Origin of the sequence: Vibrio lentus (assembly GCF_030409755.1) — a bacterium.
In the GTDB taxonomy this organism is placed as follows: Bacteria; Pseudomonadota; Gammaproteobacteria; order Enterobacterales; family Vibrionaceae; genus Vibrio; species Vibrio lentus.
Window position 1 is genome coordinate 2,516,316 of record NZ_JAUFQE010000002.1, and the last position, 16,550, is coordinate 2,532,865.

The following is a 16,550-nucleotide window of genomic DNA, read 5'->3' on the forward strand; positions in this document are numbered from 1 at the left end:
TTGGAGTTAGAATCCAGGATCCCAGTCAACTTCGATCCGGCGAGCTTCGCGATCAACTTTCTTGATCACTTGCTCTTCAAGGTACGGGATTAACCGTTCCTTTTGGCCAAAAGCATCTTTAAGATTTGCTTTGATTACTAGAACATCGTTCGAGCCAGTTTCTAATAGGTCAGTGACCTCACCAAGGTTGTAACCTTTAGTGGTAAAAACTTGCATACCGAACAATTCGCGCCAGTAGAATTCATCTTCTGACAATTCAGGTAATGAAGCAGGGTCAATAGCAATTTCAAAGTTGGTCATCAGTTGCGCGTCTTCACGTACATCTAATCCCGCTAGCTTACATACATAGCCTTGGCCATGACGTTTCCAGCTTTCAACTTTATACTCAACCCACTCGCCCTTTAGCTTTAAATACCAAGGACTGTAATCAAATATGCTTTCAGCATTGTCTGTGTAGGAGAACACTTTAAGCCAGCCACGAATACCATAGGTAGACCCAAGTTTACCCATAACAATTCTTTCGTTTTGCTCGCTCATCGTTTCTTTACCCTTCATCGACATAAGCTATTTCTCTTTTTAAAAAAGAATTAAGCCGCTTTTTGAGCGTCTTTAACTAGCTTAGCTACGCGGTCAGATAGAGATGCGCCTTGACCAACCCAGTGGTTAACACGATCTAGGTCTAGACGTAGACCTTCTTCTTGACCTTGAGCAGTAGGGTTAAAGAAACCTACTTTCTCGATGAAACGGCCAGTTACAGAGTTACGGCTATCCGCAACTACGATTTGATAAAATGGGCGCTTCTTTGCACCGTGACGTGCCAAACGAATGGTTACCATGTCGTCCTCTTTGCTTTCTTAATAAAATAATTAACCCCAAGTATAAGTAAATAGCTTGGGGTCTCGTGCCAAATTAAAGCCCCGGAATTTTACTCTTATTCCGGTGCAATGCAAGGGCTTTAGCTATTTTTTCACCAACATAGCCACCGTACACTTTCTGTGACACGGCTAACACTATGAAAAGTAACGTAGCTAAAGCTTACATTTGTAGATTATCGGCCAAACGGGTTAAAACCACCACCCATTCCGCCCATACCTCCACCGCCGCCCATCATGCCCTGCATGTTGCGCATCATGCCTTTCATTCCACCCTTCTGCATTTTCTTCATCATCTTCTGCATTTGAGTGAATTGTTTCAGCATACGGTTTACATCTTGTACTTGAGTGCCAGAACCTGCAGCAATACGCTTCTTGCGTGAACCTTTGATTAGGTCAGGACGCTGACGCTCCTTCATTGTCATAGAGTTGATGATCGCTTCCATCTGCTTGAACATCTTGTCATCAACTTTATCTTTTACGTTGTCCGGTAGCTGAGACATGCCTGGAAGCTTATCCATCATGCCCATCATGCCGCCCATGTTCTGCATTTGTCCTAGCTGCTCACGGAAGTCTTCAAGGTCAAAGCCTTTCTTCTCTTTGAACTTCTTAGCCAGTTTCTCTGCTTTCTCGGTATCAACGTTTTTCTGTAGGTCTTCAATAAGAGACAGTACGTCGCCCATACCAAGGATACGAGAAGCAACACGATCTGGGTGGAACGGTTCTAGTGCGTCAGTTTTTTCACCAACACCCAAGAATTTAATCGGTTTACCTGTGATATGACGAACAGACAGAGCTGCACCACCACGCGCATCACCGTCCACTTTCGTTAAGATAACACCGGTAAGTGGTAGCGTATCGCCAAAGGCTTTTGCAGTGTTCGCAGCATCTTGACCTGTCATTGCATCAACAACGAACAGTGTCTCTACTGGGTTAATTGCCGTATGAAGCTCTTTGATCTCGCCCATCATCTCTTCATCGATAGCCAAACGACCGGCAGTATCGACAATTAGAACGTCGTAGAATTTCTTCTTCGCGTGGTCGATTGCAGCATTTGCAATATCAAGAGGCTTTTGATCAGCTGAAGATGGGAAGAAGTCGACACCAACATCGCTTGCTAAGGTTTCAAGCTGTTTGATCGCCGCTGGACGGTAAACGTCGGCAGACACAACCAAAACTTTCTTCTTGTCACGCTCAGTCAGGAGCTTAGATAGTTTACCTACCGATGTGGTTTTACCCGCACCTTGTAGACCCGCCATTAAGATAACTGCTGGCGGTTGTGCTGCTAGGTCAAGAGCCTCGTTAGACTCACCCATCACAGCTTCAAGTTCAGCTTGAACGATCTTAATGAATTCTTGGCCAGGTGTTAGAGATTTAGATACCTCAACACCCACAGCGCCTTCTTTTACGCGCTTAACAAAATCACGGACAACTGGCAGTGCAACGTCGGCTTCAAGTAGCGCCATACGTACTTCACGCAGCGTCTCTTTAATATTGTCTTCGGTCAGGCGACCTTTACCGCTGATATTCTTCAGCGTTTTGGATAGACGATCCGTTAAATTATCAAACATAGTTTTCTCTTCGCTCAATCCTGCGACTATTACTGTGAGTATACATTAGCGTGGATTAGAGTCATACCCGTTGTAGAGCGTTAATCATCCACGCTTGTGATGTGAGACATTGTTCCCTTGGAATTGAGTGAGGTTCACCATAGCCCCAAAGAGCGATGCAAGGTATAATTCGTCAATTAGTAATCATTTAAATGGATACCATGGACAGTCTTATTGCGATCGCAGCAGCCTTTCTTTATACAATGGCGATTTCCACGATCATTCCAGGTCTCGTGCACCAAACAGGAATCCGTGTAAAAACGGTGTTTATCAGCGCATTACTTGCTTTAGCTTTCCATGCTTGGTTGCTTGGCGATTTAATCTTTAATGCCAGTGGCCAAAACCTCAGTATCTTGAACGTTGCTTCATTGATCAGTTTAATCATCTCTTTGGTCATGAGCGGTGCTATGCTCAAAACCCGATTGTGGTTCATCTTGCCCGTCGTTTATAGCTTCGCTGCGCTTAACTTGATGGCTGCCACTTTTCTTCCGAGCACCTTCATCAAACACCTAGAGAATGACCCAAAACTGCTTGTGCACATCTCTTTGGCGCTCTTCTCATACGCGACACTAACTATCGGCGCGCTATACGCTCTGCAACTCGCGTGGCTCGATCACAAACTTAAAAAGAAAAAAGCGTTAGTAATAAACCCTAACTTACCTCCATTAATGATGGTGGAAAGACAACTTTTCAAGATCATTCTTATCGGTAATGGTTTATTAACCGGCACCTTGCTGACTGGCCTTATCTTCGTACAAGATATGTTTGCTCAAGGAAAGGCGCACAAAGCCGTGTTGTCTTTTATTGCTTGGGTTATCTACTCCATCCTTCTTTGGGGTCATTACCAAAAAGGTTGGCGTGGACAGAAAGTCACTTGGTTCGCCCTTGCGGGTGCCAGCATGCTCACATTAGCCTACTTCGGTAGCCGCTTCGTTCAGGAAATCATCCTGAATTAGTCTGTAAAATAAAGGCAAGGTCTCACACACCTTGCCTTTAAAATATTGAGTCCGTTAGATTCAATTGACATCTCGACCATGTTCGGTCATAAATTAATCAAGATACACAAATAGGAAAAGAATAGTTTTGGACGACATATCAACGGGTATCTTATTTGCGCTACTCGCGTGTCTCATCGTAATTTCTGGTTATTTCTCTGGTTCTGAAACGGGCATGATGTCCCTGAACCGCTACCGTTTAAAGCACTTAGCCAGTACGGGCCATAAAGGTGCCAAACGCGTAGAAAAACTTCTGAGTCGCCCAGACAGATTGATCGGCCTCATTCTCATCGGCAACAATCTCGTCAACATTCTTGCATCTGCGATCGCTACGATTCTTGGTATGCGCATCTATGGGGATATCGGTGTTGCAATCGCAACCGGAGCCCTGACCCTAGTGATCCTCGTATTTGCTGAGGTTACCCCAAAAACCATCGCCTCACTTTTCCCAGAACGAGTGTCTTACGCCAGCAGTATTCTATTAATGATACTGATGAAGGTGCTGTCACCACTGGTTATCTTGGTTAACTTTATTACCAACGGCTTCATTCGTATCTTAGGTGTCAAAGCCAGCCATGATGCGACCGACCATTTGAGCTCAGAAGAACTTAGAACGGTAGTAAATGAAGCGGGAACCCTAATACCTCAGCGTCACCAAGATATGTTGGTGTCGATTCTAGATTTAGAGCACGTCACCGTGAATGACATCATGGTGCCACGTAACGAGATCACTGGCATCGACATCAATGATGATTGGAAGTCTATCGTCCGTCAGCTCACTCACTCTCCTCATGGTCGTGTCGTGCTATACCGCGATCAAATAGATGAAGTGGTTGGTATGCTGAGGCTGCGTGAAGCTTATCGCTTGATGCTTGAAAAGAACGAATTCAATAAAGAGACGCTGCTGCGTGCCGCAGATGAAATCTACTTTATTCCTGAAGCGACGCCGCTCAACATTCAACTGCTTAAATTCCAACGCAACAAACAGCGTATTGGTTTGATCGTCGATGAATATGGCGATATCAATGGTTTGGTTACGCTAGAAGATATTCTTGAAGAGATCGTGGGCGAATTTACGACCTCTATCGCACCGAGCTTATCTGAAGAGATCACGCCGCAAAGCGATGGTAGCTTCTTGATTGAAGGCAGCGCTAATATCCGAGATATCAACAAAGGTTTGCAATGGACATTGCCTACTGACGGCCCAAGAACACTCAATGGCCTGATATTAGAACATCTAGAGGACATCCCAGAAAGTCACCTCAGTGTTGAGGTTGCCAGCCATCCGATGGAAATCGTTGAACTCGAAGAAAACCGCATCAAGCTAGTACGTGTATTTCCACAGGTCGCTAACGGATAATCACTACTCGACGAAAAACAAAAGGCCCGGTTCATTGAACCGGGCCTTTTAGTATCTAACTCGCCCTATCTAGGGAGCTACAATGATTAGTCGATTTTAAGCTCTTGAAGCATTGACTCTGGCAGTGCCAGTTCATCATTTTTGTTTACAGAGATACCTGCAGCGATGATCGCGTTGGCGATATCTTTAGCTTCATCCAAAGAGTGCATTGCCGCTGTACCACATTGGTATTCGTTCAGCTCAGGGATCTTATTCTGGCTCTCAACTTTCAGCACATCTTGCATTGCAGCCAACCAACCGTCTGCCACTTGCTGCTCTGAAGGCGTACCAATTAGGCTCATGTAGAAACCAGTACGACAGCCCATCGGTGAAATATCGATGATTTCCACGTCTGAACCATTCAGTTGATTACGCATAAATCCCGCGTATAGGTGCTCTAGAGTATGGATACCTTTTTCAGATAGGATATCTTTATTTGGTGCCGTAAAACGCAAGTCAAATACCGTGATGGTATCCCCTTTTGGGGTTTGCATTGTTTTAGCTACACGAACTGCAGGGGCGTTCATGCGCGTATGATCAACAGTGAAACTATCTAATAAAGGCATTGCTATTCTCCGTGACGGTTGGCTTTAGAAAAACCAACTTCTATTGTCTTCTAGTTCTTTACGGCACTGTTTCAGCTGCCATCCATAATCTTTTGCTTGCTGCTCGACTTTGCGCGCCACCTTAATCAACGATGGTTTGCTATTGTATGACTTGCGCTTATAACCACCACGACCTTCATGATAAGCCAAGTACTGGTTATATGGGTCCCAAAGTGAAACCCCTAACTGACGACGCGTTTCGCTGGTGTACCAACCGATGAACATCAGTGCATCATCAAAACTGGTTCTTGAGCCACCGTTATTCGTCGCCTTTTGGAAGTCTTCCCAAGCAGGGTCTTGAGCTTGCGCATAACCGTAGGCACTGCTCACACGGCCCCACGGAATAAAGCCAAGAATGTAATCTTTAGGCGGGCGCGCATCATGACGATAGCTACTCTCTTGTTTCACAAAAGCCATCGCTACGTTGATCGGCGTGCCCCACTCTTCTTGCATATCGAGTGCATCTTCATACCACGAAGGGTGCTCTCTAAAGATGCTGCACAAGTTATCTTGCTGTTTTGGCGGTGGCGTTGCACATCCAACCAATAGGCTAGAGACAACACCAACAGTCACTACAGGCAACCATTTTCCACTTACGCGTTTAGGCTGGCCTAATAAGGCTTGCTTCCTTTCCACCAAAGTCTCGCTATGCTTTTAAATACGAAAAATAATCCGTTAAGAAGCTGTCAAAATCTTGAGTGCTTGCTTCTTCACTTTGTTGTTGAGCGATCATTGAGCGCTGAACTTCCGCTTCCATCAACTCAGCTGAGTAAACTTTATATTGATGCGCTTTGTGTTGTTGAGCGTAGGTTTTCCCCAACGCGCAGCCCACTTTTCCTAAGCCACCTAATCTCTTGGTCTCTTCAAGTAGCTGACCAGAAATCGTTAATTCTGGGTTATCGATCCAAGCTTCAAGCGTATCACACGTTTCTTGGTATGCACGGCCGCCTTGTTCAGCGTCCATCATCTCAGCAATAGAGCGTAGGTCTTTGAAGACGCGCTTCGCCCAATCTTGCAGAGACAATCGTTCACCATGACAACCGATTTTCAGCTCTAAACCAACCTGACGACCTTCTAAGATCACCTTGTTCCAGTTATCGCGCCAGCATTCAAGTTCGCAGTTATCCATCTCAGCAGAGTCGGTTAGCACGCTCCAAGTTAGGAATAAATCCAAGAAGCGAACCTGTTGCTCATTGATACCAATTGAGCTGAATGGGTTTACGTCTAAAGAGCGAACCTCGATGTACTCGACACCAGCACGAGCCAGTGCTTCAGATGGCTTCTCACCACTTTTAGCAACACGCTTAGGACGAATTGGCGCATAAAGCTCGTTCTCGATTTGAAGAACATTGCTATTCAACTGACGGTATTCACCATCAACTTTAGTACCGATTTCGGCAAACTCTTCCGATGGAGTGCGAATCGCTTGGTTCAATCCCTCTAGGTACTGGTCTAGGCTATTAAAGCCAATTTTCAATACACTTTGAGCACTGTTGGTGTAGCCAAGATCGCTCAAACGTAGTGCCGTTGCTTTTGGTAGATACAGCGTCTCACCAATCTTTTCAAAAGGTAGCTTTGTCTCTCTTCCTTTGATGAAAGAAGGACATAGTGCAGGTGAAGCACCGAAGAAATAAGGAATTAACCAACCAAAACGGTAGTAATTACGAATCAAACCAAAGTAAGCATCGGACTTAGATTCACAACGTGCTTCTTCGGTTTGCTCTCCAAACAGGCTATCCCAAAAACTATCCGGGAAAGAGAAGTTGAAGTGAACACCTGAAATAATCTGCATCAGGCTACCGTAACGACGTTTTAGGCCTTCACGATATAGCGTCTTCATCTTGCCGTTGTTAGAGGTACCGTATTGCGCTAACTGAATGTAATCTTCACTGCCTACATAACAAGGCATAGAAAGCGGCCACATCTTTTCGCCATCTAACTTGGTTTGTGTGAAGTGATGGATATCAGACAACTGATTCAAAAGCGTCGGAACGTCGTTAGAAACAGGCGTAATAAACTCCAGTAGCGACTCAGAAAAATCGGTCGTTACCCATCCGTTCATCAACGCAGATCCCAAAGCCTTTGGGTGCGGCCCAGTCGCAAGATGCCCATCTTCCGTGTAGCGTAACGTTTCCCTTTCAACACCACGACCAAATTGAGAGAAGGTCTTAGGGTTGGTTGCAACTTGCTTTAGTCGCGCAGCAAAATCAGTCAAAATTCAGTTCACTTATCTTATATCGTTCTGATTAGAACTATCATAAATTAGGTCGGAGGAGAAAAATAGAGTCTTTTCCCTCCCCCTTTAATGTGTACTCTAACGAATGATTTCAAGCTCTTCTATTGGAATATCTAACTTTTCTAGTTGAGGACGAAGCGAAGCCGCGTCGCCAACAACAATTATTTGATAATCATTCGGGTCAAACCATTTCTTAGATAGCTCGTTTAACGTCTCTTTTGAGACCGTTTCAACTATCTGATTACGTTGTTGCAGGTAATCTTCGTCAAGGCTCAGCGCAACAATATTACTCAACAACCCAGCCTTTTGACTTGGAGTTTCGTATTTAAGCGCATCTTGTTGACCGACGGCAAGGCGCATAAATTTCACCTCTTCGTCAGTTAATCCACTTTGACTAAATTCATTTAGCTCAGAGATAAACTCTTGAATCGATGGAACCGTCGCATTGGCTCTCACTTGAGCACTAAATACTACCGCACCAGTTTCACGTGTACTCGCGAAGTAACCGCTTGCACCATAAGTGTACGCTTTGTCTTCACGTAAGTTTTGGTTAATGCGGCTATTGAAGTTACCGGCTAAATTGAAGTTAGCCAACTGGCTCAAATACAACTCACCCGTCGCATCAAAAGGTAAACCTTTACGCACCAGACGAACAATACTTTGTGGCGCACCTGGTTTATCTACTAAGTACAGATGCTGTCCTGAAAGCTCTTTGATGATCTGCGGACGCGTTAGTGGTGCCGCATCGCCTTGCCACTGTTCAAAGAATTGTAGCTGTTTCCCCACCTCTTTCTTCGAGATGTCTCCCACAACAACAATATTGGCACCTTCTGGTGTGTAATGTTGACCATAGAATTTTTTTACATCATCTAAGGTCAGTTGCGATAGAGACGCTTTAGTACCATCGCTTGCTCGAGCAAAAATACTGTCACCAAATAACACTTCACGGGTTGCTTGAGAAGCCATCCAGCTTGGTTGTTGATGCTGATAGACAACACCTTCAAGCATCTGCTTCTTCACGCGTTCGAAGTCTTGCTCATCAAACTTAGGCTCAAACAGAACCTCTTGTACGATCGCTAAGGTTTGAGGCAGGTTTTTCTCTAGCGTTGAAACCGAGATATCCGTGGTATAACTTCCGGCGCTAATGCTGACACTGCTACCTAGCTTATCTAAGGTCGCCTGTAATTCTTCAACCGTTCGTTTCGTCGAACCTTCTTCCATCATAGAAGCGGTTAAGTTCGCTAAGCCTTCTTGCCCTTTACGAACATAGCGTTCGCCTGCAGGCAGTTGAATTTGTAGCTGCACTGTCGGCGTTTCACTGGTCACGGTACCAATCAAGTCTGTGCCATTCGCAAAGTGCATGCGATACAGCTCAGGCATGGTCGCTTCAACACCAAAGTTCACTTCTGGCATCACACTGCGATCAAATGTGTTGGGTGCTTTTCTGAAATCAAGCTGATCTTCAGTGACCTTAGCGTATTCAGGTAACGTGCGATCTGGAGTGGTGAATGTAGCTTCACGAACTGCGAGATCGAGCTGCTTCTTAGGAACAACACTGAGTGTCACCTTATGCTTACCCTCGATGAAATCTTGGTATGCCTTGCTGACGCTTTCTGGTGTTACCGCTCGGATTTGATCGAGTTGCGATTCAATACGGTCAGGTTGACCATAGAACGTCTGATTCGAAGCCAGTTGTGAAACTTTCCCTTTGACACTTTGTAGAGCGAAAACCGCATCCGCTTCAGCCATACCAGTAATTTGGTCTAAGCGCTCTTGTTCAACACCCTCTTTCGAGAACTGCTCTAAGGTATCCATCAACTCTTTGTTAAGAACCGTCAAATCCCCTTTTTTACCAGAGTCGCCCATCGCATAAACATACATGGTACAAGCCAATTCAGCACAGTCATGGAAAGAACCCGCGCTCACTGCTTTTTGCGTCTTAACCAAGTTTTGGTATAGGTAACTGTTGGTACCAGAACCTAAAACGTTAGACAGTGCATTTAACGAAGCTTGTGTTTCTTCACCACGATATGTCGTTGGCCAACCGACCAGTACCATCGGCTGACGAATATTATCTTTTAAGGTGATGTACTTATCTTCAGTCAGCACCGCAGGTTGTTTCTCAGCAGCCTTAACTTCAGGGCCTTGAGGGATTGGACCAAAGTACTTGTTAACCCACTCTAGCGTGTCATCAACGTCGATATCACCACCGATAGTCAACACGGCATTATTTGGGCCATACCAGCGTAGAAAGAAGGCTTTAAGATCATTCACATCCACACGGTCTAAGTCTTCAACATAACCGATTGGTTGCCACGAGTATGGGTGGCCTTCAGGGTAAAGGGCTTCACCCATACGTTCCCACATCAAGCCATAAGGACGGTTTTCGTAGCTTTGAGCTCGCTCGTTCTTAACCGTGCCTCTTTGAACTTCAAATTTCTTCTGAGAAACCGCATCCAACAAGAAGCCCATGCGGTCTGATTCCAGCCACAGCATTTTCTCAAGTTGATTAGATGGAACGGTTTCAAAGTAGTTGGTACGGTCACGGTTAGTGGTGCCGTTTAAAGAACCACCCGCTTCGGTAATGATCTTGAAGTGCTGTTGGTCACCAACGTTTTCAGAGCCTTGGAACATCATGTGCTCAAAGAAGTGAGCAAAGCCTGACTTACCAATCTGCTCACGAGCAGAACCTACGTGATAAGTGACATCAACATGCACCAGTGGATCGGAATCATCAGGAGATAGAATAACGGTCAAGCCATTTTCAAGCTGATATTTCGCATACGGAATCACGACTTTATCTTTAGAAGGCTTAACTTCTTCTAATAAGGTGACACCTTCAGGTAGCGAAGAAAAGAAGGGTGTTGAGCTAGGTACATTGTAAGAACAGCCAGCAATGGCGATAAGAGAAAATGTACCAAGTAAAACCTTTTTCATAGGTTCTCCTTAGAAAAAACCGAAGTAAATAGCAGCAAGTAAGCTGTAGCGAGCGGCTTTGCCAATCGCTATCAAAATAACGCTAGGGATAAATTTCATTCTCAGCCAACCGGCAGCCAGACACAAAGGGTCACCAATGATCGGTAACCAACTGAATAACAGTGTCCAGTAACCATAGCGGCTCAGCCAAGCCATAGCCTTATGACCATGCTTTTCAGATTGAGTTCGATTAGGTAACCACAAACCAATCCAATAATTGGTCAGGCCGCCTAAGGTATTACCAAGTGTCGCCAGCAGAATGATCGATGATGTTGAGAACTGATCTAAGCTCAATGCCGCAACCAGACTTGCTTCAGAACCGCCGGGCAATAACGTGGCACTCAAGAAGCCACTAATGAAGAGTACCCACAGCGCTGAGTCAGAAAACCACAGCGCTATGTTTTCAAATAGAGAATTAAAAAACTCTAGCACTGCATATCAACCTTCTTGCATTTTAAGTAGTACCTTGCCTCTGGTATGTCCGGTTTCAACCTGCAGATGAGCTGATTGCGCTTCGTCTAACTGGTAGATACCTTGAATTTCTGTTTTGAGCAATCCGACACTGACCATATACAGCATAGTGTCCATTTGCTCTGGGTTTGGCTCAACCAGCATACCTGATGCAGTAAAGCCTAATAATGTTGCTTTTTCGCAGATCAATTCAGCAGATAAAGTTGGGACTGTCACGACTCTTGCGCCATCTTTTAGACACTTCAATGCATCGAGAGCGGTATCTCCACCGACCAAATCAATCAGCACATCGACATCGGATACTCTTTCTGATGCTGGTGCAAATTTATAGTTAATCGCATGAGCGCCTAGCGTTGCTAAGTAATCAAGATTCGCTTCACTACACGTTGTATAAACCTCGGCTTTCGCTGCCACGGCGATTTGAACCGCTAGATGACCAACGCCGCCTGCACCCGCCAAGATGAGTACACGATCGCCCTCTTTCACTTCCGCTTTATTGAGTGCCTGTGCTGCCGTTTGGCTGGCTAGTGGTAATGCCGCAGCCGCTTCTAGAGTGACAGAATCAGGAACCATGCTTAATGCAGCTTCTGGAACGCACACATATTGGCTGTAACCGCCGCCTTGCAATGGGAAGCCAATAAAGCCGGCTACGTTATCACCAACAGTAAAACGCTCTGCATGTTCGCCTAGCGTAACAATCTGCCCTGAAATGTCGTAACCAGGTACCCAAGGAAGATTATCTTTGTTCTGTGCTGCGGCCCAACCAAGGCCAGCACGGGTTTTGACATCAATCGGATTAATGCCCGAAAAGGAAACTTTGACCAGCACTTCTCCCGCCTTTGGCTTAGGAATAACGTTGGTTTGAATACTTAGGTTTTCGACGCCGCCGAATTGAGTAATCGCAATCTGTTTGTTTTCCATTTCCACATTTCCTTGATTGATAAAAGCCCTAGTGAGCAAACACCCTAATTGATAAAAAGAAAGGGATGCGAAAGCATCCCTTTGACTATAAACCATTTAATAAGGCGAAGTTAACCGCTCATTCGTAAATTGACGACCAATTAACGTAACGACACATGACCCAGCAGTTCATTAGCCCACGAGAGCTAATAGAATACCTGCGGCAACCGCACTACCAAGTACACCTGCCACGTTCGGGCCCATCGCATGCATCAACAAGAAGTTTTGAGGATTTGCCTCAAGACCAACCTTGTTTACAACACGAGCCGCCATAGGAACCGCTGATACTCCAGCTGCGCCAATCAATGGGTTGATGTCTTCTTTAGAGAAGCGATTAAGTAGCTTAGCCATTAATACGCCACCCGCCGTACCGATACTGAACGCCACAGCACCTAAACCTAGAATACCCAGTGTCTCTAAGTTCAAGAACGTATCCGCTTGAAGCTTAGAACCAACACCTAGGCCTAGGAAAATAGTTACGACGTTAATCAGTTCGTTTTGAGCTGTTTTTGAAAGGCGATCAACCACACCCGCTTCACGCATTAAGTTACCCAAGCAGAACATACCCACTAGAGGTGTTGCTGAAGGTAGGAACAGAATCGTCATCAATAGTACAGCAAGCGGGAAAAGGATCTTCTCGGCTTTACCAACGTGACGTAACTGCGCCATCTTAATCTTACGTTCTTCAGGCGTCGTTAACGCTTTCATGATTGGCGGCTGAATAATAGGAACCAACGCCATGTAGCTATAAGCCGCTACCGCAATGGCACCTAATAGGTCAGGAGACAACTTACTCGCCAAGAAGATCGCGGTTGGGCCATCGGCACCACCAATAATCGCAATTGACGAAGCATCGGCCATTGAGAATTCCATTCCTGGAACATAGTTCAGCAAGATCGCACCAAATAGCGTTGCGAAGATACCAAACTGAGCCGCAGCCCCTAGCCATAACGTTTTAGGGTTAGCAATCAACGCACCGAAGTCCGTCATTGCACCAACACCCATAAAGATCAGCAGTGGGAAAATACCCGTTTCAATACCAATGTAGTAAACGTAGTAAAGCAAACCACCTGGATCAGTAAACCCAGCATTTGGAATGTTTGCTAATACGGCACCAAAGCCAATTGGCAGTAGAAGTAACGGTTCAAATCCTTTGCGAATTGCTAAAAACAACAATAAGCAACCGACCAACATCATACAGATCTGGCCGAACTCAAAGTTAGCAATACCTGTTTCAGACCATAAGGTCATCAATCCTTCCATGGGACTCCCTTACGCTAAGCTTAGTAGTGGAGCGCCTACAGTAACTGCATCGCCTTCTTTAACATTCAACTCTTGAACGATACCACCACGAGCAGCACGAACTTCGGTTTCCATCTTCATCGCTTCCAAGATCAGTAGCACATCACCTTCAGCCACTTCAGCACCCGGCTGAACGATAACTTTGAAGATGTTGCCCGCTAACGGAGCTGGAACGGCTTCTGCATCAGAAGCCGCAGCAAGTGCTGCTTGAGCCGCTTGTGCAGGTTTCGCTGATGGAGATACCGATGTCAGTTCACCTTGAGGGCCAACTTCAACATCATAAACTTGACCATCAACCTTCACGCTGTAGCTTTCAATACCGCCAGTAGCAGGTTGTGGTGCTGCAACAGGAGCTGCCGTTTCCGCAGTCGGTGCAGGTTCAAATGCTTCAGGGTTACGACGGTTCTTAAGGAACTTAAGGCCGACTTGTGGGAAGAGTGCGTATGTCAGTACATCATCAACGGTATCTTCAGCGAGTGAAATGCCATCTGATTTCGCTTTTTCTAAAAGGTCAGTCGTTAACGTATCCATTTCAGACTTAAGTAAATCAGCAGGACGACACGTGATTGGCTCAGCACCATCTAACACTTTCGCTTGTAGTTCAGCATCAACCTCAGCAGGCGCTTGACCGTATTCGCCTTTCAACAGACCCGCTGTCTCTTTAGTGATGCTCTTATAGCGCTCACCGGTTAAGACGTTGATAACTGCTTGAGTGCCCACGATTTGAGAAGTAGGTGTTACCAAAGGAATGTAACCCAATTCTTTACGTACGCGCGGGATCTCTTCAAGCACTTCGTCCATACGATCGGCTGCGCCTTGCTCTTTAAGCTGACCTTCCATGTTGGTTAACATGCCGCCAGGAACTTGAGCGATCAAGATGCGAGAATCGACACCTTTTAGCTGACCTTCCCATTTCGCGTACTTTTTACGTACATCACGGAAGTAAGCCGCGATGGGTTCGATCTGATCAAGCTTAAGATTGGTGTCGCGCTCTGTGCCTTCCAACATAGCAACAACCGTTTCGGTTGGTGTATGGCCGTAAGTACAGCTCATAGAAGAGATTGCGGTGTCTAGAATATCAATGCCAGCTTCAACAGCTTTAACGGCTGTAGCGGTTGATAGACCCGTTGTCGCGTGGCTATGTAGCGCTAGAGGTACATCACAAGACGCTTTGATGCGAGTAATTAGCTCTTCCGCTTCATAAGGCTTTAATAAACCTGACATATCTTTGATACATAGTGAATGGCAGCCTAGATCTTCCAAGCGCTTAGCGAGATCAACCCACGTATCTGAGTTATGTACTGGGCTGGTTGTATAAGACAACGTACCTTGAGCGTGGCCGCCAACATCGATCGTTGCTTTCACTGCCGTTTCAAAGTTACGAACATCATTCATCGCATCAAAAATACGGAATACGTCCATGCCGTTCTTGTGGGCACGTTCAACAAACTTTTCGACTACGTCATCCGCGTAGTGGCGGTAACCTAATAAATTTTGACCACGCAGTAGCATCTGCATTGGTGTGTTTGGCATCGCTTTTTTCAGCTCACGCAAACGCTCCCACGGATCTTCTCCAAGAAAACGGATACACGAATCAAACGTCGCGCCACCCCAAGTCTCTAAAGACCAGTAACCGACTTTATCCAGTTCTGCCGCAATAGGCAGCATATCTTCGATACGCATACGTGTAGCAAATAGTGACTGGTGCGCGTCACGAAGTACCACATCAGTGATAGCTAGTGGTTTAGACATGCTCATAAACTCCTTTTTAATCCTTTAAATGCTACTTAGCAGTAGACGCACGGTATTGGTGAACCGCGGCCGAAATTGCTGCCACTACCTGTGGACTAACAGCAGAAGGGTTTGATTGTGATTTTTTAATTTTTTTAGGTGCTGCGATCGGTTCAGGTACTTCTTCTGGTACCAGTTTTGACATCAACCGAACGAGGTAAACTAGAATAGTTAGGAAAATAAAGACAACGGACATTCCCGTTATCATTAGAGTTGCTGCATCTCCTAGCAGGCTTCCAATATTAGTCATGTTGCTTCCTTTCTTCGTCATCCTGACATAGGTGCAGGATTTCAGCGAATAGTGATCCCGACCCATGGATTATCTCGATTGGTAAAAGTTTGTCAATTTTGTTTAAGGTTCTGTTACGGATAACGCACACATAAGGTTAATTATTCGCCTATCAGATCACATAAATCTGTCAAATGAGTCATTTTTAGATATTTAAACTGTGACTTAAACGGGGCTTTTCTGGGAAATGATATGAGAAAGGTGGAATAACCAAGAAGCAATCAAGAATTACTTTAAATACAACAAGTTAAAAAAACCGTAAATTTAACATTGTTGCAACAAATTTACGACAGGCATAAAAAAAGCCTCGTAAAAACGAGGCTTTCTCTAATAATGTGGTGCGCCCTGGAGGATTCGAACCTCCGACCGCCTGGTTCGTAGCCAGGTACTCTATCCAGCTGAGCTAAGGGCGCAACGGTTTCGATATTGAACTGTTAGTTAAGGCAATAAAGCAGTTAAAACTAAACATTCAACATCAGGATTAATGAAAACCCTAAATAGTGGTGCGCCCTGGAGGATTCGAACCTCCGACCGCCTGGTTCGTAGCCAGGTACTCTATCCAGCTGAGCTAAGGGCGCAACGGTTTCGATATTAAGCATAAAGTTAAAACTAAACGTTTAACATCAGGATTAATGAAAACCCTAAATAGTGGTGCGCCCTGGAGGATTCGAACCTCCGACCGCCTGGTTCGTAGCCAGGTACTCTATCCAGCTGAGCTAAGGGCGCAACGGTTTCGATATTGAGCATAAAGTTAAAACTAAACGTTCAACATCAGGATTAATGAAAACCCTAAATAGTGGTGCGCCCTGGAGGATTCGAACCTCCGACCGCCTGGTTCGTAGCCAGGTACTCTATCCAGCTGAGCTAAGGGCGCAACGGTTTCGATATTGAGCTGTTAGTTAAGGCAATAAAGCAGTTAAAGCTAAACGTTCAACATCAGGATTAATAAAAACCCTAAATAGTGGTGCGCCCTGGAGGATTCGAACCTCCGACCGCCTGGTTCGTAGCCAGGTACTCTATCCAGCTGAGCTAAGAGCGCAACGG

The 16,550-nt window shown here is 45.4% G+C and carries 14 protein-coding genes and 5 tRNA genes; 2 read left to right on the forward strand and 17 right to left on the reverse strand.

Annotation, left to right across the window (positions count from 1 at the left end; translation table 11 throughout):
• Nucleotides 1-6: 6 nt before the first annotated feature.
• The 3 genes from rimM to ffh all read right to left on the reverse strand — a co-directional run bounded on the left by rimM (nucleotide 7) and on the right by ffh (nucleotide 2,443).
• The gene (gene rimM / locus QWZ07_RS19540; protein ID WP_009847609.1) at nucleotides 7-561 is read right to left on the reverse strand and encodes a ribosome maturation factor RimM; all 555 of its coding nucleotides are present in this window, start codon (nucleotides 559-561) and stop codon (nucleotides 7-9) included.
• A 26-nt stretch (nucleotides 562-587) separates the two neighbouring features.
• Complete coding sequence (rpsP, locus tag QWZ07_RS19545; RefSeq protein ID WP_004735508.1) at nucleotides 588-836, reverse strand: 30S ribosomal protein S16; 249 nt, start codon at nucleotides 834-836, stop codon at nucleotides 588-590.
• A gap of 212 nt (nucleotides 837-1,048) precedes the next feature.
• On the reverse strand, nucleotides 1,049-2,443 hold the full coding sequence (gene ffh, locus QWZ07_RS19550) for a signal recognition particle protein (protein ID WP_029223244.1): 1,395 nt from the start codon (nucleotides 2,441-2,443) through the stop codon (nucleotides 1,049-1,051).
• A 200-nt stretch (nucleotides 2,444-2,643) separates the two neighbouring features.
• Here ffh and QWZ07_RS19555 point away from each other — a divergent pair, with 200 nt between their 5' ends.
• A complete protein-coding gene (locus QWZ07_RS19555) occupies nucleotides 2,644-3,438 on the forward strand; it encodes a cytochrome C assembly family protein (RefSeq protein WP_029223243.1) in 795 nt (264 codons plus the stop codon).
• Nucleotides 3,439-3,565: 127 nt separating this feature from the next.
• A complete protein-coding gene (locus QWZ07_RS19560) occupies nucleotides 3,566-4,837 on the forward strand; it encodes an HlyC/CorC family transporter (RefSeq protein ID WP_017108711.1) in 1,272 nt (423 codons plus the stop codon).
• Between the two features lie 86 nt (nucleotides 4,838-4,923).
• On the opposite strand, the gene luxS is transcribed toward QWZ07_RS19560, so the two are convergent.
• From luxS to QWZ07_RS19630, 14 genes are all read right to left on the reverse strand, one after another.
• Entirely contained in the window at nucleotides 4,924-5,442 is a 519-nt protein-coding gene (luxS, locus tag QWZ07_RS19565; protein ID WP_017106874.1) for an S-ribosylhomocysteine lyase, read from the reverse strand.
• 24 nt (nucleotides 5,443-5,466) lie between these two features.
• Nucleotides 5,467-6,117: a transglycosylase SLT domain-containing protein gene (locus tag QWZ07_RS19570; protein ID WP_032500972.1), complete on the reverse strand. Its 651-nt coding sequence runs from the start codon at nucleotides 6,115-6,117 to the stop codon at nucleotides 5,467-5,469.
• Between the two features lie 10 nt (nucleotides 6,118-6,127).
• Nucleotides 6,128-7,696 carry a glutamate--cysteine ligase gene (gshA, locus tag QWZ07_RS19575; RefSeq protein ID WP_029223242.1) on the reverse strand — a complete coding sequence of 523 codons (1,569 nt, stop codon included), beginning with the start codon at nucleotides 7,694-7,696 and terminating at the stop codon, nucleotides 6,128-6,130.
• Nucleotides 7,697-7,795: 99 nt separating this feature from the next.
• Nucleotides 7,796-10,654 (reverse strand): M16 family metallopeptidase, encoded by a 2,859-nt coding sequence (locus QWZ07_RS19580; RefSeq protein WP_102353229.1) that lies wholly within the window; start codon nucleotides 10,652-10,654, stop codon nucleotides 7,796-7,798.
• Nucleotides 10,655-10,663: 9 nt separating this feature from the next.
• Nucleotides 10,664-11,125, reverse strand: a complete 462-nt coding sequence (locus QWZ07_RS19585) for a YqaA family protein (protein WP_004735497.1) — start codon at nucleotides 11,123-11,125, stop codon at nucleotides 10,664-10,666.
• A 6-nt stretch (nucleotides 11,126-11,131) separates the two neighbouring features.
• Nucleotides 11,132-12,085, reverse strand: coding sequence for an NADP-dependent oxidoreductase (locus QWZ07_RS19590; RefSeq protein WP_102542826.1), 954 nt, complete (start codon nucleotides 12,083-12,085; stop codon nucleotides 11,132-11,134).
• A 171-nt stretch (nucleotides 12,086-12,256) separates the two neighbouring features.
• Nucleotides 12,257-13,387 (reverse strand): sodium ion-translocating decarboxylase subunit beta, encoded by a 1,131-nt coding sequence (locus QWZ07_RS19595; protein WP_004735495.1) that lies wholly within the window; start codon nucleotides 13,385-13,387, stop codon nucleotides 12,257-12,259.
• Nucleotides 13,388-13,396: 9 nt separating this feature from the next.
• Nucleotides 13,397-15,178: a sodium-extruding oxaloacetate decarboxylase subunit alpha gene (gene oadA, locus QWZ07_RS19600; protein ID WP_192852305.1), complete on the reverse strand. Its 1,782-nt coding sequence runs from the start codon at nucleotides 15,176-15,178 to the stop codon at nucleotides 13,397-13,399.
• Between the two features lie 31 nt (nucleotides 15,179-15,209).
• Nucleotides 15,210-15,467: an oxaloacetate decarboxylase subunit gamma gene (locus tag QWZ07_RS19605; protein WP_010435831.1), complete on the reverse strand. Its 258-nt coding sequence runs from the start codon at nucleotides 15,465-15,467 to the stop codon at nucleotides 15,210-15,212.
• Nucleotides 15,468-15,842: 375 nt separating this feature from the next.
• Nucleotides 15,843-15,919, reverse strand: a tRNA-Arg gene (locus QWZ07_RS19610).
• 88 nt (nucleotides 15,920-16,007) lie between these two features.
• Nucleotides 16,008-16,084, reverse strand: a tRNA-Arg gene (locus QWZ07_RS19615).
• Between the two features lie 71 nt (nucleotides 16,085-16,155).
• A tRNA-Arg gene (locus QWZ07_RS19620) sits at nucleotides 16,156-16,232 on the reverse strand.
• A gap of 71 nt (nucleotides 16,233-16,303) precedes the next feature.
• Nucleotides 16,304-16,380, reverse strand: a tRNA-Arg gene (locus QWZ07_RS19625).
• 88 nt (nucleotides 16,381-16,468) lie between these two features.
• Nucleotides 16,469-16,545 (reverse strand) — tRNA-Arg (locus QWZ07_RS19630).
• Between the last annotated feature and the right edge of the window lie 5 nt (nucleotides 16,546-16,550).